The following is a 19,665-nucleotide window of genomic DNA, read 5'->3' on the forward strand; positions in this document are numbered from 1 at the left end:
AAGCGCTCCATGCACAAAATCTGGTTTACTTCTGATCACCACTTCGGACATAACGGAATCATTCAATATGCTGGAAGGCCATTTGAAAGTGTAGAGGAAATGGATGAAACCATGATCCGCAAATGGAATGAAAAAGTGAGCGATAAAGATGCAGTCTTTTACCTTGGGGATCTTGCACTCAACCGCCCCGAACGGCTAAAAGAAATTCTTAAACGCTTAAACGGAAGCATTTACCTCATCACCGGTAATCACGAAGTCTCCGCCCTTTCCTGTAAGAAGAGGTTCGAATGGGTAAAAGATTATTATGAACTGAAAGTGAATGACGATACCGTAAAAGGTGGAAAACAAAAAATCGTGCTGTTTCATTATTCCATTAGAAACTGGAATGGCAAAGGAAAAGGAAGCTTCCATTTATACGGTCACTCCCATGGAACACTGGAAGAAGATATGAATTCATTATCCTTTGATATTGGCGTAGACAACCATGATTTTTACCCACTTGAATATCAGGAAGTGAAGGCCATCATGTTAAAAAAGGAATCGGCGCTTCAAATCCTCAGACGGGATCCTGCAGACAGTAATTCCATAGAAAATCTACTGTAAACGATTGAATTTACAGCGCTGATTTAAATGAACGTGGACTTTCCCCAACCTGTTTCTTAAAGAAATTATTGAAATTCTGTGGGTGCTCAAAGCCCAGGCTATAGCTGATTTCTGCAATCCCCCAGTTGGTATACCTCAACAGGTTTTTAGCTTCTTTAATGATCTTTTCCTGAATAATCTTTGAGGTAGGTTTTCCGGTGTAGCTCTTAACGCTGCTGTTGAGGTGATTTACATGGACATAGAGCTGCTTTGCAAAATCAGCAGGGGTTTTAAGACTTAAGGCCATCCCGGGCGCATCTATAGGAAACTGATTATCCAGCAGGTCCAGAAACCGGTTCACTAACCTGTTGGGCTGGGCCGTTTTAACAGAGGGACATACATCTGACTGGATTTTTATACTGCTATAAATGATGAGCTTCAGCGCAGTTTCAATCATTTTATTTTTATGCTCAAAATCCTGATGGTACTCGGTATGCATCAATTGAAAGTAATGCAGGTAGGCCTCAAACTGTGTCTCATTCAAAAGAATAAAAGGATAAGGACTGCTTTGAAAACTGGCATATAAAGTATCCAGTTCTCTTTTGAGTTCTGTGCAGAGGTATTGTTCATTAAACAGGCATACATAACCTCCCTGTTGTTCAGAAACGTTTTCCCAGCCAAACTTCAGACTTGGGTTTGAAAAGAAAAGCGCGGGCTGGTTAACGTCTAAATCACCATTCTCTGTATTTAAGACGGCATGTCCGGTAGTCAGGCAGATCTTATAATAATCCTTTCTGTTAAACGGAATACTTACGGAACAGTGATCGCGCTTCAGTACATTAAAGTGGCTGGTGGTACCATTTGAACGCAATAAATCAAAAGGCAATTCCCTGTTCGTAGTCTGGTAATAATGTATAAGGGTTTCTTGCTTATCCATAATGACCAAAATTACATATTTATAGCTGTTGGCGATGCGAATTTCATCAAATCTGTATAAAAATATATTGAGCAATATCATTTTTATACCTGCTTAAAGGCATTTTTATCCTTGGTATACCTCAATAGATTTGCTTCAAATAAATATTACTGATATGAAAAAGTTAATTGTATCCATGGCGCTGTTGATGGCCGGACTTTACGTTTACCCTCAATCCTCCCAAACCGGAGAACAGTGGAGAGTCAGACTTAGGGGAGTCGCGGTTATCCCTCAGGAAAGTGCTTCAATCGGAGTGATAGGTGGTGATGCTAAGATTTCAAATTCCTTTATTCCGGAACTGGATTTCACGTATTTCTTTAACAAACACTTTGCAGCAGAACTGATTCTTGGAACAACCAGGCATAAAGTGAATACGGTTGGGTCTGATCTAAGTGCAATAGGTGCAGCAAGCTCGGCAAAAGTAGATCTGGGCAAGGTATGGTTACTCCCACCCACGCTGACCTTACAATATCATTACCCTGTTGGAAAGTTTAATCCTTACCTGGGTGCGGGTGTCAACTACACCATTTTTTACAGTGCCGATGAAGGTCCGGTAGTCAAAGGAATAAAGTATAAGGACAAGTTTGCTTTTGCCGCACAGGCTGGTTTTGATTATGACATCAGCAAAAGGTTGTTTGTCAATGTGGACCTAAAGAAAATCTTTCTGTCTACCACTGCTACTGTTGATGCTTCGAACCTTACCCCATCAGGAAGTCCACAACTGGCTCCGGTGTTGAGCAATATTGAGGCAGATGTAAAAATCAGGCCCTGGTTATTGGGTGTAGGTATTGGCTGCAAGTTTTAGCCATTTGAATCTCTTTGAAAACTATGTTACTTGGCCTTTCCGGAATGATTTCGGAAAGGTCATATCTGCCCGTATAATGTGGCAATTCCTTCTTCTTTTTTTGCCAATTGAAGCAGTTCTTTCTGAAAACGATCAATCGCAGCCGGCTCCATAATAATTTCCAGCTTGAGCTTGTCTTTTTCCTCTTCCCGGTATTCGGTACATACATTAGCTTCCAGATGTACTTCTACACCCGCAATTCCATTTACCCCAACAGGATAGTATTTCATAGAAAAATAAGCGTAGCTATCTTTCTCCCCTGCTTCATAAAATAAAACCTCGCTGCTTTTTGGATAATCAATTAAAGACTTCGCAAAGGCTGATAAAGGCTTAGATTGTTCATATACTTCAGTACTGCCATAAAAGCGACCGTTAAAAGCACTGACAGACATTTCAAACATATCGTCATCTTTCCAAATCACTTTTACTTCAAGAAATGGTTTTTGCAGGCTTAAATTCATTTTGATAGTTTAAGGAGCAAACCTATCATTTCATTTGATTAATTACTACGAAATGATCATAAAAAAGGAGTGGTTATCACTAACCACTCCTACCAATCTAAAATTAACTAATGGAGAACGCTAATTGAGTTTCGCTGCGGGGATACTTTTAGTCATTTTCTCGAATCCGGCAATATAGCTGTCGAACTCAGCGGTCAGCTGACTAACCATCGCCTTCTTTCCCTCTTCATTTCCTTTGACCACTGCCCCCCACTGGACACTGGTTTTTTCCCCTTTTTCTTTTGTAAATATGGTAATCTCTGCAGAAGTGACTCCCTTTGGAAGGGACTCTTTATTGATCACTATGTTCATGAACTTATATTGCTGATCCAGTTGGGTAATGCTTTCTGAACGTTTCGTTCCATCAGAGAACACAATATCTCTTCCCACCGGAAAAGCAGGATCACTGATCTTGATCGAACTCAGGTATCCGTTCGCTGCAATCTTAAGCAAATCAACACTATTGAGAATTTCCCAGGCCCTGTGTTGATCCATATTAAATGCTACTTCTTTATTCACATCCCATTTTATTGGCGTAGCGGCTCCCATTTGAGCATAAGCGCTACTTCCTCCCAATACACCCAGTACCAGGAATAAAGACCATATTATTTTTCTCATTTATAACCAGGATTAATTACCAAAAATCTCTTTTAATTTTTTATCAAGGCTTTCTCCGCGAAGGTTCTTCTCAATAATGTTTCCTTCTTTATCTACGACTACCAGGTAAGGAATTCCGCTGAACAAATAGGATGACATCACCTCTTTTGATTCCTTAGCATTTACCTGTGGCCAGGCCATTTTTTCTTCATTCATCGCTTTCTTCCAATCGTTCTCCTTGGCATCGACAGAAACCGCCAGAATTTCCAATCCCTTGCTTTGATATTTCTTATACACTTCTTTCAAATGAGGAATTTCCTGGCGACAAGGTCCGCACCATGAGGCCCAGAAATCAACAATCAGGTATTTACCCTTAAAATCTTTAGGACTCCATTTTTTGCCATTCACATCCGGAAAAGCGAAGTCCGGCGCTTTTTTACCATTTGCAATCTTCGCCGTTTGCGCCATATTCTCCAGAATCTCCTTTTTCTTCTCCTTCGCTTGTGTTAACCAGGGATATTTTTTGGTCAGGTTATCCAGTGTAGACATCAGCAATTCCCCATCTCTCTTCCAGCTTAAAGAATTCAAAGCATACAATACAGCGGGTTGATCTTTGTATTTATTCACGAGGTACTTGATGCGGAAGGTCATGTCAGTATTGATCTTATCGAAACCATCTTTCACATAGTTGATCCATAAACTATCCTTCGAAAGACCAGCCTTCCATTGCTCCTGTCCTACTGCAATCATTTGCTGATAGTTGAGGTAGTTCACCAGGTTAACATCATTAATCAGGTCATTATCTGCAGAAGTATTCTCCATATAGATATATGGCGGATTCTTGATTTTCATCTTCGCCGTATCAATCCCCCTCACGTTGACATGGATATTGTCCTTATCGGCCCAGAAATCTATACGGTCAAAATAATAAACCCTAACCTGATAAAAATCAGGCTTCTCCGCATTTACTTTGAAGGAGAAACTGTTATTGGCATCCAACTTTGTACTGTCCAGCGCTTTAAATGCCCTTTTAAATCCTTCTCCTTCGTATTTACCAAGGTAAATCCAATATTTATCTTCTGTATCAGGAAATTTCACCTTACCGGTAAAAGTCACCTGTTTTCCTTTTTGTGCAAAGCTGCTGCATACCATCATTAAGGCCGCAACGGCTAGTATCAATCCTTTTTTCATTTTTTTTATTTGCTTTATTTAGTTTTGGTTATTAATCTTTCATCATTGGAGGCGTCATCTGCCCCTTTTCACTGGCTTCTTTTCTAAGGGCCATCGCTTCTAAAGCCATACTTTCTGCATCTGCAGTTTTACCCTGCTTTTTTAAGATTCTTTTCTTCAGATCGGCTACCTGTATCTTGGTAAACAAGTCCGGATTTGCTTCCGAAATCTTTACCGCCCAGTTCAAAGCCTCCGGATAGTATTTTGCAGGCGCCCGACTGACCATATCATTGGCAGCAGTAACAACAACAGAAATCTTTTGTGGAAAGCTATCGTCGTTCCAGATCTTATTCAATCTTGCGGAGAACTTGTCCCATTGATTTGAAGCGGCATATTCGGTCAGGTCCAGCTGACTTAACATCGGCTTTGAACTAACAGGTTCATCAGCTAAAAGCTTCCTTATCGCCGCAGCACGCTCCGCTGCATCCTTTAATTCCGTTTTTTGCTCATAGGCTCTCTTAATAGAATACACCGATCTGTTGAAAGTCTGCTGGAAATAGGAATCCACGTTAGCCTTTCCATAGGCAGTGGCAAGCGATCCTTTATTTGCATATAAATAAGCAAAAGCGCTGGAAGAAGGGGTATTCAGATATTTTAAGATCAGCCTCCAGTTGTGCGCTTCCAGCAATGAAGTTTTAGGAAGTTTATCAAAATAAACCTTCGCCACCCTGCCCATTTTATCTGATTCGTAAGCCTTGTCCAGCCCTTCCAGATAAGCCAATGCCGTGGCTTCAGAATGGTCTCCGCCATTAAACTTTTTGGCCAGTCCGAATACCGTACTTTCCGGCTTTAAAGCTTTAACAGCCTCCCCCATAAATTCAGCAGCAGGCGCACTTCCCACAATCTTGTGCACCACCTCTCCATCTCCATTGATGAACAAATAGGTTGGGAATGCATTGACACCAAATTTGTCTTTCAATGCAATCCCTTCCCCCTTCTCCATATCATACTTGACATTGATGAAAGTCTGATTAAACAGATCAGCAACACTGTCTTTGGTAAAAACATCTTTTGCCATCATTTTACAAGGCCCGCACCAGCTGGTATAAGCATCAAAAAAGATGAGTTTATTTTCTTTCTTTGCATTCGCCAGCTGTGTTTTCCAATCGGCTTCTTTAAACACAATCTCCCGGTGCTGTCCGGCGGCAGACAGCGCAACCAAACAGCCCAGTCCGACCATTAGTCTTTTCATTGTTCTCATATTTATACTTGTTTAGGGGTTTTGTTCAAGGTTTGGATTTAACTGCATCTCCAGTGGTGGCAATGGGTAAACCACACGTTTATCCGTAGCTTCAATCGTTAAACTGGCAGCGCTATAATCGCTGTAGTTCCTGATCACAGGTAATCCATTGCGGAAATTATCAAAAGAAGAATGTCCTTCCCAGGCCAGCTCCAGCCTCCGCTCATTCAGCACGACTTCGAACATGGTTTTTCCCGCCAGCGCCATCGTTGCAGTGGTCCATGCCGGAGCATTTGCTCTTGTTCTGATCGTATTAACTGCAATCAGTGCATCAGAATTATTGCCTAATTTAGCCAGGGCTTCCGCCTTGTTGAGGTAAACTTCCGCCAGTCTAAGATAAGGGGTAGCGCTTCTGGTTTGCGAACTGAATTCGAAACCTCCCGGTGGAAAAACCTGCTGAAAGTTGAACTTATTTACCGAGTTTCTGCTTTTGTCGGTTCCGGCAATCCGCTTATCGTTTTCAACGGTAATAAAGCCCTTTCTCAGGTCTGCAGCATTTTGATTAAGAATGGCCATATAGTCTGGGGAAGCAGCGTATTCTCCCTGATAAGGAAACCCAAATACATCTCTTAAAATCAGAAATTCATTTATTCTGTTTCCGTTCACATCATCGTGTCTGAAGCTGAAAATAAGTTCTTTATTGCTTTTTCCATCTATAGCAAATGAATTGCTGTAGGCTGCTCCCTGTAAAAGGCTGTACTTGTTGGCCGCGATCACTTTATCGGCATACTCCACTGCCTTCGTATTAAACTCGTTTTGAGGAGCAGAGGGTGTTCCTCCCATATACAGGTAAACCCTGGACAACAATGCCCATGCGGCCTCTTTCGAGGCATAATAATTTCCGCGCGTTTGTGTCATCAGTGCTGCCGCTTTTTCCAGATCTGCAATGACGCTGGCATATACTTCTTTGACAGTGTTACGCTTAGGTTTATAGTCCTTATCCACTGCTGAGTTTAAGGAAAGCGGAACTGCCAGGTTATTTCCATTGTTCTCATAATATGGTCTTCCATAAACCCGAAGCAAATTGAAGTAAGCCATTGCCCTGAGGAAATAGTTTTCTCCTTTGATCTGGTCAAATCCAGCTCCCTGTCCGTCGGAAATGGCATCTATCACTTTGTTCGCACCAAAAACAATCCGGTAAGAACAACGCCAGAAAGAGGAAGTCATCCCCTGAGTGGGAGAGTTTACATAGGTGTAGCTATCGCTTCTGCTTTGCGGAAAGGGCTGACTCGTGGCCAATAGGTTATTGCCCTTTAATTCACTTAAATTATACCAGCTCAGCGCATACGAAGCATCACCCGCAGCTCCGGTAACCAATAACGCATAATTGCCATTAGTCGCTACAGTAAGGCCATCTAAATTGGTAAGCAGTTCGGTATCGGCCTTATCATTTGAAGGCCTGATGTTCTCATTTATTGATTTCTTGCAGCCAAATAGTAAAATCGCTGCGAGACAGATATATAAGGATTGGATATACTTAGTCATGGGGTATAGGATTAAAATGTTAACTGTAAACCAAGCAGGTATTTCCGACTGGCGCCATATCCTGCACTTACGCCATAATTGTTCTCATTACCTGCCAGAACACCTTCGGGATCAGCTCCATAAAAGGTCTTTTTGGTAAAGACAAAAAGGTTATCACCACTCAGATAGATATTCGCTCTTTTTAGCTTAACCGCACTGATCAGCTTTTCCGGCAGGCTATAGGCGAGGCGAACATTCCGAACCCTGATGTGACTGGCGTCTTCCCATAACCTGGAACTGGAGCCATCAGCACCGTCTGTACGCGTCCGAAAAAGCATTGGCTCTGTCGCCTGGTCTCCTGGCTTTTCCCAGATCACCTGACCGCTACCTGGCTTGATCTGATTGTTTTTCAGGATGTTATTTCCCTCCGAAGAAAAGTAGGAATTTCTCGAGTTGTTAAAAACCAGATAATTGGCAGAGAAATTCAGCAATACAGAAAGCTCAAAGCCATTGTAGGAAAAGGTATTCAGTAAGCCGCCGTAATATTTGGGTGTCATGTTCCCTACAAACTGGTACTGAGCACTGTAAGCATCGCCGCTTAGTCCGGCAAGAACTTCATCTAAGGTGTTCACGATCGTCCGGCCGGTAACGTTACCCTGCCCGTCTATCGCTACCCGTTCAAATTGAGGCTTTCCTGTTTGAGCATCAACCCCAAGCCATTTAATGTCATGTACACTGGAAATGTCATCACCCTCTTTTATCATACCCGAATTTCCACGCGAAAGCGTACCGTTGTATAATTTCTCTACTTTATTGGTATTGAAAGTGATGTTAAAACCAGTTTCCCACTTGAACTTACCAGTCAGGTTTTTACTGTTCAACAGGAGTTCTACCCCACGGTTTAGCATCTGAGCGATATTCTGGTATTGACTAGGCACACCAAGTAAGGCAGAAGTTCCAACCCTTTGAATCAGGTCCGTAGTCCTTTTACGGTAAAAATCAGCACTGATGGAGAGCCTGTTGAACAAACCAAGATCCAGCCCAAGGTTTGCTACATAAGCTTTTTCCCAGGTAATGTTACGGTTTCCGAGTTGGTTGATCACTGCTGCAGGATCCCCTCCATACTGGTAGCCGAAATTATAAAAGCTTTCCGTCAGGAAGTCCTCCCCTGCCACTTTTCCATTTGTACCATAACTCGCCCTCAATTTTAAATTACTGATGTATTTATGGTCTTTCAACAGATCCTCGTTGGAAGCCAGCCAGGCACCACTCACAGAGTAGAAATGACCATCCCGTTTATCTATCCCAAAATTTGCAGAATAATCCATCCGGTAAGAAGAATTTAGAAAATACCGTTCCTGGTAATTATAGCCTCCCTCTGCAAACAGAGAATAAGATCCGCGTGCAAATTTCTCTCCCCGGAAAGCTTTACCACTACCAGTGTTCCATACTTCAGCTGCTGCAGATGCAACTTTGATACCGGTAGGCATATTCTTCACCGATAAACTATTGTACTCAGAATTACTTCTGTTGTATTCAAAACCGCCTAAACCATTGATGCTATGGGAGCCAAACTGCTTACGTGCAGAAATCAGGTTCGAGGTCATAAACGAGTTTGTATTTGTTTTCTGCTGCACCAGACTTCCTTTATTCGTAGCCCCGGATAAAGACAAACGGTCCTGATAGGCCTCATAATTTATAAAAGAAGTATTATAGGAATTGTTGGAAGTCAGCGTAAGCCAATTGTTCAACTTATATTTCGCAGAAAGGACTCCCAACACCTGTTGAGTTTTGGTGATGGTGCTGTTATAAGGTAAATCGTATAGCGGATTCTGAGTGGTATTGCCCAAAGCATCAACGCCAAGAATCTTTTTAGGGCTCCCATCCTCATTGTTCGGCACATACCACGGTAAAGTTAAAGCACCGGTAAGTCCTCCGATCGGACTGGCATTGCCTTTATCAAAAATGGTACTTAGGTTCGCATTTAAACTTAGCTTACTGGTAATATTATGATCGAGATTTAATTTGAAGCTGGATCTCGTAAGGTCATTCCCTTTTAGTGCACCTTGCTCATTGTAGTTGTTGGCGCCAAAGTAATAACGTGTTTTCTCCGTTCCGCCAGAGAGCGAGAGGTCTACTGTTTTTGTCAGACCATCTCTGTACAACTCCCGGTTCCAATCGGTGTAACTACCAGTCACCGAAGCCGGAGGAAGGTATTTGTTCAGGTAAGCATCCTGCGTTAATCCTTCATTACTCACAGAGAAAGAGTTCAGCAACATTTTACGCTGGTAATCATAGAGTTCCTGACTGTTCATAAACTCAATTTTACCCAGGTATCTTTTGCTGACCCCAAAACTGCTGTTCAGGTTCAACTGCGTGTTGCCTGCCACTCCTCTTTTAGTCGTGATCACCAATACCCCCTGACTGGCCCTGGAGCCGAAGATGGCAGTAGATGCTGCATCTTTCAATAAGGTAACGGTTTCAATGTCTGTAGAAGAGACGATGTCACTTGGATAAGCAACATCAGGATAGATGATACCATCCACCACGATGAGCGGATTCAGGTTGTTTGTTACCCTTAAATTGTCTGTAATCGGCAAAGTACCCTGCCCCCGCACTACAAAACTGGCTTTATTATTTGGGTCGCCGGAAGGTTCAGTGATGTACATCCCGGCTATTTTTCCTTTCAGCTGGGAAATCAGGTTCGAAGTGGTTACTCCCTCCAGCTGACGCGCAGAAAAGGTTTGCAATGACCCGGTAATTTCGCTGGCCTTCTTTATGCTGTACCCGACCACCAGTGCTTCCTGGAGCTGGATTAATGCAGGCACGAGGGTTACATTTATGGGCTCGTCACTGTCGTTGGAAACCACTTTCTCTATCCGTTTGCTCTCATAACCTACGGAACTAAACACCAAACGGTACTTTCCAGGAGAGAGATTGATGGTAAAGCTCCCGTTTAAATCGGTCACAGTGCTAAGATTGGTGCCATCTACTCTGACGGATACGCCGGAGATCGGACCTTTTCCGTCGGTTACTTTTCCGCGAACCGGCTTTTTAATTTCCGGCACTGATTTATTTTCAGTCGCCCTGGATTTTGGTTTTATGATAACGGTATTGTTTACAATTACAAATTCTAAAGGTTGGTTGACCAGGGTTTCCTCAAGAGCCTTCTCAACCGTCACGTTTTTTAATGACAAGTTGATTTTCGAAGGATTTTTCCTGAGCAGGTCAATATTGTAAAAAAGAGAATAGCCTCCTTGACTGGCAATCTTCTTTACAACGCTTTCTATGCTTGCATTTTTTTCGGCTAAATTGATAGACTGGCTGAATGCAACTGCATTTGCCTGGAAACTGAGAATCAATAAGCATATAATTAATTTCATGACTCTTAATGCGTCTAGAATTTTATTCATATTTTTGTTCGGTTTAGTCGTAGGCAGCCGCTTTCCTTTTTTAAGGAATCATGGATGCCAAACGATTTGGGTTGATAATTTGATGAGATCTGTCAGGATTGATTTTATGTTTAACCCGGAACTTTTGTCCGGAGGTGGTCGAAACACCTCCGGCTTTTTTATTCCTTGTTAAAATCCGGTTCGTTAAGATTTTACAATAAGCGTTCTCCCTTCTATTTTAAAGTTTATACCATTTGTTGCTAAGATTTTTAAGACGTCTGATAAGGCCAGTCTCCTTGGAATTTTAAGCAGGAATAATTCCTGTGAAGGCTTTCCTTCAAAGACCACATCAATGTCGTACCAACGGGAAAGCTGTTTCATGATGTTGACCAGATTTTCTTCGTTGAACTGGAAATATCCGTTTTTCCAGGCAAGGGCCTCGTCCAGGTCAACAGCGTTAACGTTGAGGCGGTTATTTTCAACGGTAGATTGTTGTCCTGGTACCAGGACTTGTGTATTTACTGATTTTAGCGCCTGCTTCTCAGCTAAGGAAACACGAACAGACCCCTCAAAAAGCGTAGTTTTAGTTTTGACCTCATCTGCATAGGCATTGATATTGAAATGCGTTCCCAATACCGCCACTTCCTGAAGGGCAGTTTTGACAAGGAAAGGAATTTTCTTTTTGGCCACTTCAAAGTAAGCCTCTCCGGATAACTCCACTTTACGTTCCTGTCCGTTAAAAACGGCCGGATATTTTAAGGAGGAGGCCGCATTTAGCCATACCATCGTACCATCTGGCAAGTTGACCTGATAGAGCCCTCCCCTGGGTGTAGTGATTGTATTAAATCCGGCCGCAGCTACGGAAGTCTTCGAGATTTCATAGACCAGTTTCCCATCCCCTGTTTTTGTAACGGTAAGGCCTGATTGTTCTGCGATTTCTCCCTTGCTGGCTTTATCAAGATTGATCGTTGATCCGTTGGCCAGGGTTAAGGTCGCTTTATTGCTGGCAGCTGGGATGGAACTGACATAGACCGCATCCTGTTGCTTTTTAAGATCAGAATGATGATTGAGGCTATATAAATAGAGTCCGGCAGATACCGTAACAAAGGCCAGTCCAGCCGCGGCATAACGGTACCAGGAAATTTTCCGGACAACAGGTTGGTGATGATGATGGCTTAGAATGTGATCTAAAATATGGTTGGCTTTTTCCTCACTTAATCCTTTTCCCTTTTCTACTGTGGCCCAGGTATGGTCCATCAGATCGTTCATCTGTTCAGTTTTTTGATCTGCCATTAGCAGAGAAAAAAACTCTTCCCGCTCTTCGGCAGTACAGATTTCATCAATGTATCGCTGGTATAAATAAGCTAGCCTTGTATTCATCGCGTTGAGTTTGTTCTCCCTTTTCTTATAATGACCCCTAAGAAAGAAGACAGGAGTAACGGAGAATAAAAAAAATGTATTAATTCTTTTTATTCAGAATTTCCATCACAATGATGAATACAGCAATGTCGGTATGACTGCTGATATAATTGCGCAGAAAGCGCAAGGCATGCTGCATATGGGTTTTTACAGTAAGTTTAGAGATGTTGAGCCGATCGGCAACCTCTTCATATTTTAAACCTTCCTGATGACAAAGACAATAAACCAGCTTTTGCTGCGCAGGAAGCTTTTCGATCCCCTCATTTAAGATCTTTTCAGAGTCTTTGAAAATAATGTATTCTTCGGTATCATTATGATCTTCCCTATAGCTGCTGCTGCTCATTTTGCTCGTTTTGAACTCAAGAGCCATCCTGCGTAAGACTTTAAGGGTATGGTTTCTGGTCACAGTACGAAGAAAGCCGTCAAAGTTCTCGATCTCAGTTAAGGTTTCCCCAAGACTCCAGATTTTAACGAATACTTCCTGAACAATTTCTTCGGCAATCGATTCGGCTTTTACAATTCTAAAAGCATAAGCGTAAACTTTTGCCTGATATCGATGAAAAACAGTACTGAATGCCCGTGCATCACCAGCCGAGACGCGTTGTAAAAGCATCTTTTCATCGATAAAAACTTCTGTATGCATTGTTTTGTAACCGGGTTTAAAGTAGTAGCCCGGAAGATTCCCCTAAAGTAAATTTAGGAATTACAATTTCATTGTTAACAATTATTTCACAAAAAGTTTAAACCTGCAATTCAAAAACCTGTTGAGGACCAGCGAATAATAGGACCACAGCTTAGTTATCGCCCTGAACTTTTCACAAAATCCAGGTATTTCCGGATATCATGTTCCAGCTGTGCCGGATAAGGATACTGCAGTTTAAGCGCCAGTTCTGTTCCCAGTTCATGTACCAGATCAGCATAAGCAATTAATGCCCTCCAGTTGTCCCCGATGTCACTTCCCGAAAATGTAGCTTCAACTTTTTGCCACATTTCCGCCGACAGGTATTTCTTAAATAAGCGACCATGTTTATTGGTCGTCACCTTCCAGTCATGATCAATGGCGATATACCACTCAATAACCGGAACCAGATAATCTGTGCGCATATTGTTTTCGGACATAAATTTTGCATAGAAAATATCGTCCCTGGCCAGGCATTTGATCACATAGGTCATGTCCCACCAAAAGTCATTTAGTTTCTGTTCAAATGCTGCTGCCGAAGGTTTCCTGATTAGGCTAACCTGATGTGTGGCTGGTTTTAACTGATGTGTAAGCCCATCTTTATCCAAAAGTATTTTGTAGCCTATATCCCAGTCTTCCTGCAGTTCCTCTGCCTTCACCTCTTCCAAAAACCGGGCAACACTGTACAGCTTAAAGTCAACTTTTTCATAATCGTCATACAGCACCATCCGCATTGCATGCCTCCCCTCAAACACTTCTTCCCTTTCCGATATCTTCGCGATTACCTGACCAAATTCAGAAAGCCAAAGGTCATCAGCCAGAACCTTTGGCAGATCGGCAAACACCAGCTCTACATCCAGATCACTGAATTGATCCACGGGAGCAAGGGGATTAACGAGGGAGCTGGTTAACAATACCGCCCTTACATTGTCATTCTGACCTGCCCAATCTATGATCTGCTGAAGTTTTTGAGCGCTGTTATTCATGTGCTGATGGATCTTTTATAATTCCGAAAAAAAAACCGGAGCCCGGGGATCTCCCCAGGCTCCGGTTTTGATCTGCTATGAGCAGCAAGTTATAAATTTTCCAATGCTTTTTTTACGCCTTCACCTACTGCTTTGGCAGATTGTGGATTTTGTCCGGTTACCAGTCGCTGGTCCGTTACCACATGTTCCTGCCATGGAGCTGATTTTTCATAAATCCCGCCACGTTTTTTCAATTGATCTTCCAGTAAAAATGGAACCACATTTTCCAGCTTAACAGCTTTCTCTTCTTCATTCGTGAAACCGCTTACTTTCTTACCATCAATCAGGAATTTCCCATTGCTCAGTTTGATGTTTACCAATCCGGCTGGTCCGTGACAAACGGCACTAACCACCCCATTGTTTTCATAAATCCTGCTGGCAATTCCCGCGATCTCCTGATTATCCGGAAGGTCCCAGACTGCTCCATGCCCCCCGGCATAGTATATCGCTGCATAATCTTCTGCTTTTACTTCCGAAGGTTTATGGCTGTTACTGATCTTTTGATGATACACCTGATCTTCCCAAAACTCTTTGTTTACTGCATCCGAAAGATCGAATCCATCGACCGGCGGATTGCCACCTTTAGGACTTACAAAATCTATTTCATAACCGGCTTCTTTTAATACTTTCCAGGCGTGACTCACCTCTCCGAGGTAATAACCTGTAGCTTCTCCGGTACTTCCTTTTTTGTCATGGCTGGTCACCACAAATAAGATTTTCTTTTTCATCTGATTAGATTTGAGGGTTTGCGCATTTGCTGTATTTACAGAGGAGAAAATGGCGCAACATGCAAGAACCATCATTCCCTTTTTAATCATCTTCATAGTATTGAATTTAAACACCTCCATTATTACAATGGACAAGGGCACAAAGTTTCAATAAAAATAGAAGCGCTGAAAGGAAGCTGGTCACAAAATTTATGTGATTACAATCACACTAAGGATGGCTGAGCCGACTCAATGTTTCTCTTGATACGCCTATATAGGCAGCAAGCAGGGTTTTTGGTAAACGTTGCAAGAGCTTGGGATTCAATTTCAAAAACCGGTTGTACCGTTCCTGCGGATTTTTGTTCAGCAGGAACAAAATGCGTTGTTGTAAGGCCACATAACCTGCATGGGATTTCTTACGGAAAAAATTGGCCATGCCCTTGATCTCATTGCAAAGTAACTCCCTGTCTTCCGCAGAGATCACCAACAGCTCGCTGTCTTCAATACAGTCGATATTGATGCTTGCCGGAGTATGGTATACCAAAGATTGATAGTCTGAAATCCACCAGTCTTCCATGGCAAACTGAAGGATGTGGATCTTTCCATCCTCATCGGTATGATAGGCTTTGAGCAGCCCTTTGACTACCCAGTAATCATGAAGCACTGCTGAACCTTCCTGCACCAGAAACTGATGTTTTTTGAGCTTCTTAACACTAAATTTAGAAAGCACCTCATCAAACTCTGCATCTGTTAATGTGGTCATTTTCTCTATATGTTGACGGAAGGCTAGGCTCATCTTCAAATCTATTCAATTTTTCAAAATAGAAGTACACCATAAGTTTACTTTATTCCAGCGCTTGCAAGCCCTTCAGGATCTCTTTTGTGATCTCCTTTCTCCATTTACCGAAATTAGCATTCGGTTTTCCCAGCGCTTGTGTCAACCGTGTGGCAAAGAAATAAGGTCGGTCTTTGTTGACCAAATAGCCAACCCACCAGCCAATATCCTGCCCTTCTGTTCGTGTCCAGCCCGTTTTCGACCTCAAAATGTAATTTCCGCTCTTTTCAGTAACCATTACATTTTTAAGAATTTCGGTATTTCGTTTGGAAAATGGTGTCTTGCCCTCATATAACTTAACCAAAAATCTGATCTGGTTTTCAGGACTTATTTTCATAGGACCAAAATTCCAAAAGTCCGCCCCTTTTTCCGAAAGGTCTAAATTGCCGTACCCTGATCGTTTTAAATAATCCAGATATACCGGCCGCTTAATCCTTTTGGCAATTTCAATAAATGCCCAGCCTGCAGAAACCTCGAACGCTTGCTTCACCGACAGGTCTTTATAGATCTCCGGGCGGTATCCATACAAGGTGGTATCCGTCTTTCCTGGCCATGGGATAATTTCCTGTTCATCTTTAATCGCTCCGCTTTCCAATGCGATCAGCAAATTGATGATTTTAAAGGTTGAAGCCGGTTGCATGGCGATTTTTGCATCGGCAGCATCACTATACAGCCATTTTTTGTTTTTGTAATCGAATATCGTGGTACTGCCCCCGGCTCCATATTTGCGAAAAGTACTGCTCAATGTTTCCTGAGCGTAACCTGCGACAACAAAATAAAAGGCGATAATAAGGGAAAGAAGTATCTTTTTAAACATTGGTTTCTTTATTAAAATAAACAGGCCCCTCTTGAATAAACTAAAATGGGAATTTACTGATGTTGCTTTTTACAAATTGGTAGAGTGTATCTATAAGTAACGGTCTTTGTATTTCAAACAAATCGCTTTGTGCGGTAAGTTCGGCTGTCTGGCCTACAAAGCCATCCCTTTCCAAAGAAACTTTCTGCTGAGGGGCCTGAACAATAGCAATTGCCTGGGCTTCTTTTAAAGTCTCCGCTATTTCAGGCAGCAAAAGTTGCCGATCGATCAGATCACTGATCACATCCAAATGAAAATATAACGCTGTTTCAAAATCCTCCCAACCGGCAAAACCAAGCCACTCCATCAGCATGACCAGACAAAACACTTCCGGTTGAAGCCGGCTTAAAGCATCAGGATGCAGCCAGTATTCCCGGATCAAACCCTCCTTCTCTACTACCGCCCCGGCGATTTTCTCAAGCGCCTCTTCCTTATCTTTATTTCTTCTGATGATCAGTTCAGTAAGGCTAAAGCGCGCTTCGTCAATGTATTTTAAGGTCGCAGCAATATCAAAGTTGTACTTCAATAAATGTACCGAGGCCTCCTGTTCCGAAATACCAGTCTTCTGTACAATTAAGTCCCTACATTCCTGCCTGAAATAGCCTGCAGCCTCTTCCACATTTCCTCCCGCCTTTTCAAGGAGATTAAGTCCATAACGCAGTCCTATAGGGAGCTGCTGCCTTAAATTTTCCAGTTTATGTTTATCAGTTTCGTCCACAGTTCGAGTTAAAGCAGATCATGCCAAGTTTACCAATCAAAAAAAGCTTTGCGCTAAGATAATTATTATTGACCTATATGAACAAACGTTTCCTTTTTTCATTATTTTGGGCATTATGGCATTGGATTTTCACCGGCTCGATAACAGCGATTACTTATTTGGACTCGACACTGCTAAGTACAACATGCTTGAAGAGATATTTGAAACCTTTAAACATTGGACGGGCCTGGCAATTGACCCATATACAGACAACCGGCTGTCAGTGGACCATCAAAAAATACTCCTCAGAATAATTGATGACTATGTGGCTATAACAGACCTCAAAAGAGATAAATCAAAAACAACGGCGATTTTGGAATTCAGGGGATTATTAACCTATTTATCAACTAACAATTGGGATATAGAACTCCTGGGAGATTAAAAAACCTGTTTAAACCAACAAACACCACGACGCATCAACAGATCCTGGCTAAGGTGGCCAATAAGTAAACCTTTAAACCAGGATTAATCCTGGTACAGGTCTTTTAACTGAAGGCTGATCAGCCGATACCCCATTATTTTCATTGCTGAGCCCAATTGCAATTTCAGCGCCTCACTAAGGTCTTCATAATCACTAAGGGCAATCGACTTACTTCTGTTAAAAAAGAAACCGGCTACCTTTATTTTTATAATTTCAGAAAGTGCTTCTTTTCTTTTGATACTATCCTTGAATTGATAGGCTACTTTCTTAATATTTTCTGTCCCGGTATTAAGGAGCTCCCAATTGAGGAAAAGGGTAACATGCAGCACTTCCTTAGCCTCCGTCGGTATATCCAGCTTAAAGGTATCACTTTCAGTTAAAGTGGAAATCAGGCCATTGACCTGGTCAATTACAGGAATCTTAAAATAAGTCCCCCCGGAAACCGCACGATGGAACTTCCCTATTCTTTCAATAATCAGAATGGTATTCGGCGGAACGCGAAGCCTGCTAAAAAAAACAAGAGCGGTAATGATAAGAATACAGATGGCGAACAGGTTGATCAGCGAATTCATACGTTCAGTTTTTTTAATAACAGATTTGCCCAATCTAAGCATTAATAAACTTCCGCATTAAATTTTGGGACGAATTGCCCTATTTAGCGGCAAGAGAACTTCGTAAATTTAACGATTAAGGGACATGCCGAAAACCCTGAAAGTAGTAGGCAAAAACTAGAGTTTTATTCTTTTTGATCTATAAAAGAAACGCAATAAACAATTCTGCTGATCCATGGATCAGCAGGTTGTTAATTGCGGCAGTTTTATCGCTTATAACTTGACTTTCACAAAATATAACCTGTTCTTGTCTACAGCTTTGGTGAAGGGCAAAATTTTCTGTGCAAAAGTTCCACCTGGCCCTGGAATTACCCCAAAATCATCATCGTTGGAGATAACCAGTATATTTCCGTTGATCAGGGCCAAACCTTCTGCTTTATCATGAGGGTAAACCGCAGGTAAATCCTTTAGCAGATCCAGGACAAGCGACTTACTAACGGGAACAATACCAGCAGTACTCAAACCTGTCTGATCTTTCAGTTCTTCTGCAGTCTTACCGGAAAACAGCTTACCATTAGCTGAGTTCGCAGGATCAGAAATCTCAGTTGCTCCCGAAAGATCAATCTTAAAGACCTTTTTAAAGGTCGCCGGCGAACTCGCTGCCCCACCATAGCCCCCGTCTCTTTCGAGTGTCAGAAAGGTCGTTGCGTTAACGGCCAAAATTTCACTTACCCCGGTTAAAGATGGGTTCTCCATTAAATAAACATATTGTTTTGTAGCTGCTGTAGCGATGTCAAAAGTAAGAATCCGCAATACGACAGAATTTGTTGCCGCAGCAGCACTGGGATTAGACATCGGCGACTGCATAATGCCAACCAGTGTTTTTCCATCCGGAGTAATGGCAAGTCCTTCCATTCCACGGTTTGCTTTACGTTTCGCAAAAACAGCAGGAATACTCCTGCCACCTGTGCCATTACCAAAAGGATTGATCCTTTCAATTGTACGGCCATTCGCATCCACATGCAGAATATGAGGACCATATTCGTCACTGATCCAGAAACTGCCATCTGATGCCCTTACAAGTCCTTCAGAATCTATACCATCGATACTTGGACTAAGGGTCTTCCCTGTCAGGTCGATCGCTGTTTCACCAGTGGAACCTGATCCGACCGGATTCGGCAATCCGTTTAAGTTTTGTCCGAGGGCATTTTTTAACATGATGGTTTGCTCCAGGACTAGCTTTCCGTCTTTTAGTCTGAATTTACCAATCTGAGGCGTAAAATCAGCCTTTCCGAAGATTTTAATATCTGAAGTAGCCCCTTCAGCATTCGGTCCGCGATCCGTTAAAAGGTAAAATACATCGGGCGCATTGGGATCGGCTGCCACTGCAGAACCGAATCCACCGTTGTACACTTTCACGCCATTGGAGGCTTCAAATAACAATGCAGGATCTGAGGCCTCGGCCATATCAGGATAAGTGATCTGCGCGGTACGGTCATTGTTCTTTTTGCAGGAAGCAAAAAGTACCGCAAGGGCCACAGAAGAAAGGAGTAATGTTCTTTTCATATAAGATGCTTATGTTTTTACAAA

At 42.3% G+C, this 19,665-nt stretch carries 19 protein-coding genes; 3 read left to right on the forward strand and 16 right to left on the reverse strand.

What is annotated here, in order from left to right; all coding sequences use genetic code 11:
* Positions 1-9: 9 nt before the first annotated feature.
* Positions 10-603, forward strand: coding sequence for a metallophosphoesterase (locus tag DBR43_RS05210; protein WP_124578571.1), 594 nt, complete (start codon positions 10-12; stop codon positions 601-603).
* A 10-nt stretch (positions 604-613) separates the two neighbouring features.
* On the opposite strand, the gene DBR43_RS05215 is transcribed toward DBR43_RS05210, so the two are convergent.
* The gene (locus tag DBR43_RS05215) at positions 614-1,519 is read right to left on the reverse strand and encodes a helix-turn-helix domain-containing protein (protein ID WP_124578573.1); all 906 of its coding nucleotides are present in this window, start codon (positions 1,517-1,519) and stop codon (positions 614-616) included.
* 154 nt (positions 1,520-1,673) lie between these two features.
* Between DBR43_RS05215 and DBR43_RS05220 the strand changes: the two genes are divergently transcribed.
* Entirely contained in the window at positions 1,674-2,363 is a 690-nt protein-coding gene (locus DBR43_RS05220; protein WP_124578575.1) for an OmpW/AlkL family protein, read from the forward strand.
* Between the two features lie 59 nt (positions 2,364-2,422).
* Here the strand turns inward: DBR43_RS05220 and DBR43_RS05225 are convergent, their stop codons facing one another.
* From DBR43_RS05225 to DBR43_RS05285, 13 genes are all read right to left on the reverse strand, one after another.
* On the reverse strand, positions 2,423-2,863 hold the full coding sequence (locus DBR43_RS05225; RefSeq protein ID WP_199756958.1) for a hypothetical protein: 441 nt from the start codon (positions 2,861-2,863) through the stop codon (positions 2,423-2,425).
* 120 nt (positions 2,864-2,983) lie between these two features.
* The gene (locus DBR43_RS05230) at positions 2,984-3,520 is read right to left on the reverse strand and encodes a hypothetical protein (RefSeq protein WP_124578577.1); all 537 of its coding nucleotides are present in this window, start codon (positions 3,518-3,520) and stop codon (positions 2,984-2,986) included.
* A gap of 12 nt (positions 3,521-3,532) precedes the next feature.
* Positions 3,533-4,690: a TlpA family protein disulfide reductase gene (locus DBR43_RS05235; protein ID WP_124578579.1), complete on the reverse strand. Its 1,158-nt coding sequence runs from the start codon at positions 4,688-4,690 to the stop codon at positions 3,533-3,535.
* Positions 4,691-4,721: 31 nt separating this feature from the next.
* Complete coding sequence (locus DBR43_RS05240) at positions 4,722-5,921, reverse strand: thioredoxin family protein (protein WP_158622434.1); 1,200 nt, start codon at positions 5,919-5,921, stop codon at positions 4,722-4,724.
* 21 nt (positions 5,922-5,942) lie between these two features.
* Positions 5,943-7,454, reverse strand: a complete 1,512-nt coding sequence (locus DBR43_RS05245) for a RagB/SusD family nutrient uptake outer membrane protein (RefSeq protein WP_124578583.1) — start codon at positions 7,452-7,454, stop codon at positions 5,943-5,945.
* Positions 7,455-7,465: 11 nt separating this feature from the next.
* On the reverse strand, positions 7,466-10,846 hold the full coding sequence (locus DBR43_RS05250) for a SusC/RagA family TonB-linked outer membrane protein (RefSeq protein ID WP_124578585.1): 3,381 nt from the start codon (positions 10,844-10,846) through the stop codon (positions 7,466-7,468).
* Positions 10,847-11,029: 183 nt separating this feature from the next.
* A complete protein-coding gene (locus DBR43_RS05255) occupies positions 11,030-12,205 on the reverse strand; it encodes a FecR family protein (protein WP_124578587.1) in 1,176 nt (391 codons plus the stop codon).
* A 79-nt stretch (positions 12,206-12,284) separates the two neighbouring features.
* A complete protein-coding gene (locus DBR43_RS05260) occupies positions 12,285-12,887 on the reverse strand; it encodes an RNA polymerase sigma-70 factor (protein WP_124578589.1) in 603 nt (200 codons plus the stop codon).
* 155 nt (positions 12,888-13,042) lie between these two features.
* Entirely contained in the window at positions 13,043-13,909 is an 867-nt protein-coding gene (locus tag DBR43_RS05265) for an AadS family aminoglycoside 6-adenylyltransferase (protein WP_124578590.1), read from the reverse strand.
* Positions 13,910-13,998: 89 nt separating this feature from the next.
* Positions 13,999-14,772: a type 1 glutamine amidotransferase domain-containing protein gene (locus tag DBR43_RS05270; protein WP_199756959.1), complete on the reverse strand. Its 774-nt coding sequence runs from the start codon at positions 14,770-14,772 to the stop codon at positions 13,999-14,001.
* A gap of 112 nt (positions 14,773-14,884) precedes the next feature.
* Positions 14,885-15,418, reverse strand: coding sequence for a Crp/Fnr family transcriptional regulator (locus tag DBR43_RS05275; protein ID WP_233602871.1), 534 nt, complete (start codon positions 15,416-15,418; stop codon positions 14,885-14,887).
* An 82-nt stretch (positions 15,419-15,500) separates the two neighbouring features.
* The gene (locus DBR43_RS05280; RefSeq protein WP_124578594.1) at positions 15,501-16,307 is read right to left on the reverse strand and encodes a penicillin-binding transpeptidase domain-containing protein; all 807 of its coding nucleotides are present in this window, start codon (positions 16,305-16,307) and stop codon (positions 15,501-15,503) included.
* A gap of 40 nt (positions 16,308-16,347) precedes the next feature.
* A complete protein-coding gene (locus DBR43_RS05285; protein WP_124578596.1) occupies positions 16,348-17,064 on the reverse strand; it encodes a hypothetical protein in 717 nt (238 codons plus the stop codon).
* Positions 17,065-17,179: 115 nt separating this feature from the next.
* Between DBR43_RS05285 and DBR43_RS05290 the strand changes: the two genes are divergently transcribed.
* Positions 17,180-17,485 (forward strand): hypothetical protein, encoded by a 306-nt coding sequence (locus DBR43_RS05290; RefSeq protein ID WP_124578598.1) that lies wholly within the window; start codon positions 17,180-17,182, stop codon positions 17,483-17,485.
* An 83-nt stretch (positions 17,486-17,568) separates the two neighbouring features.
* On the opposite strand, the gene DBR43_RS05295 is transcribed toward DBR43_RS05290, so the two are convergent.
* Positions 17,569-18,096 (reverse strand): SPFH domain-containing protein, encoded by a 528-nt coding sequence (locus DBR43_RS05295; RefSeq protein ID WP_158622435.1) that lies wholly within the window; start codon positions 18,094-18,096, stop codon positions 17,569-17,571.
* A gap of 252 nt (positions 18,097-18,348) precedes the next feature.
* Positions 18,349-19,641: an esterase-like activity of phytase family protein gene (locus DBR43_RS05300; RefSeq protein WP_124578602.1), complete on the reverse strand. Its 1,293-nt coding sequence runs from the start codon at positions 19,639-19,641 to the stop codon at positions 18,349-18,351.
* Positions 19,642-19,665 lie beyond the last annotated feature (24 nt).

It is taken from the genome of Pedobacter sp. KBW06 (assembly GCF_003852525.1).
Taxonomy (GTDB): Bacteria; Bacteroidota; Bacteroidia; order Sphingobacteriales; family Sphingobacteriaceae; genus Pedobacter.

What these genes read in the sequence shown, in the direction of transcription:
- DBR43_RS05210 (WP_124578571.1), top strand. Translation starts at nt 10, where the DNA reads ATGCACAAAATCTGGTTTACTTCTGATCACCACTTCGGACATAACGGA.
- DBR43_RS05215 (WP_124578573.1), bottom strand. Translation starts at nt 1,519, where the DNA reads ATGGATAAGCAAGAAACCCTTATACATTATTACCAGACTACGAACAGG.
- DBR43_RS05220 (WP_124578575.1), top strand. Translation starts at nt 1,674, where the DNA reads ATGAAAAAGTTAATTGTATCCATGGCGCTGTTGATGGCCGGACTTTAC.
- DBR43_RS05225 (WP_199756958.1), bottom strand. Translation starts at nt 2,863, where the DNA reads ATGAATTTAAGCCTGCAAAAACCATTTCTTGAAGTAAAAGTGATTTGG.
- DBR43_RS05230 (WP_124578577.1), bottom strand. Translation starts at nt 3,520, where the DNA reads ATGAGAAAAATAATATGGTCTTTATTCCTGGTACTGGGTGTATTGGGA.
- DBR43_RS05235 (WP_124578579.1), bottom strand. Translation starts at nt 4,690, where the DNA reads ATGAAAAAAGGATTGATACTAGCCGTTGCGGCCTTAATGATGGTATGC.
- DBR43_RS05240 (WP_158622434.1), bottom strand. Translation starts at nt 5,921, where the DNA reads ATGAAAAGACTAATGGTCGGACTGGGCTGTTTGGTTGCGCTGTCTGCC.
- DBR43_RS05245 (WP_124578583.1), bottom strand. Translation starts at nt 7,454, where the DNA reads ATGACTAAGTATATCCAATCCTTATATATCTGTCTCGCAGCGATTTTA.
- DBR43_RS05250 (WP_124578585.1), bottom strand. Translation starts at nt 10,846, where the DNA reads ATGAATAAAATTCTAGACGCATTAAGAGTCATGAAATTAATTATATGC.
- DBR43_RS05255 (WP_124578587.1), bottom strand. Translation starts at nt 12,205, where the DNA reads ATGAATACAAGGCTAGCTTATTTATACCAGCGATACATTGATGAAATC.
- DBR43_RS05260 (WP_124578589.1), bottom strand. Translation starts at nt 12,887, where the DNA reads ATGCATACAGAAGTTTTTATCGATGAAAAGATGCTTTTACAACGCGTC.
- DBR43_RS05265 (WP_124578590.1), bottom strand. Translation starts at nt 13,909, where the DNA reads ATGAATAACAGCGCTCAAAAACTTCAGCAGATCATAGATTGGGCAGGT.
- DBR43_RS05270 (WP_199756959.1), bottom strand. Translation starts at nt 14,772, where the DNA reads ATGAAGATGATTAAAAAGGGAATGATGGTTCTTGCATGTTGCGCCATT.
- DBR43_RS05275 (WP_233602871.1), bottom strand. Translation starts at nt 15,418, where the DNA reads ATGACCACATTAACAGATGCAGAGTTTGATGAGGTGCTTTCTAAATTT.
- DBR43_RS05280 (WP_124578594.1), bottom strand. Translation starts at nt 16,307, where the DNA reads ATGTTTAAAAAGATACTTCTTTCCCTTATTATCGCCTTTTATTTTGTT.
- DBR43_RS05290 (WP_124578598.1), top strand. Translation starts at nt 17,180, where the DNA reads ATGGCATTGGATTTTCACCGGCTCGATAACAGCGATTACTTATTTGGA.
- DBR43_RS05295 (WP_158622435.1), bottom strand. Translation starts at nt 18,096, where the DNA reads ATGAATTCGCTGATCAACCTGTTCGCCATCTGTATTCTTATCATTACC.
- DBR43_RS05300 (WP_124578602.1), bottom strand. Translation starts at nt 19,641, where the DNA reads ATGAAAAGAACATTACTCCTTTCTTCTGTGGCCCTTGCGGTACTTTTT.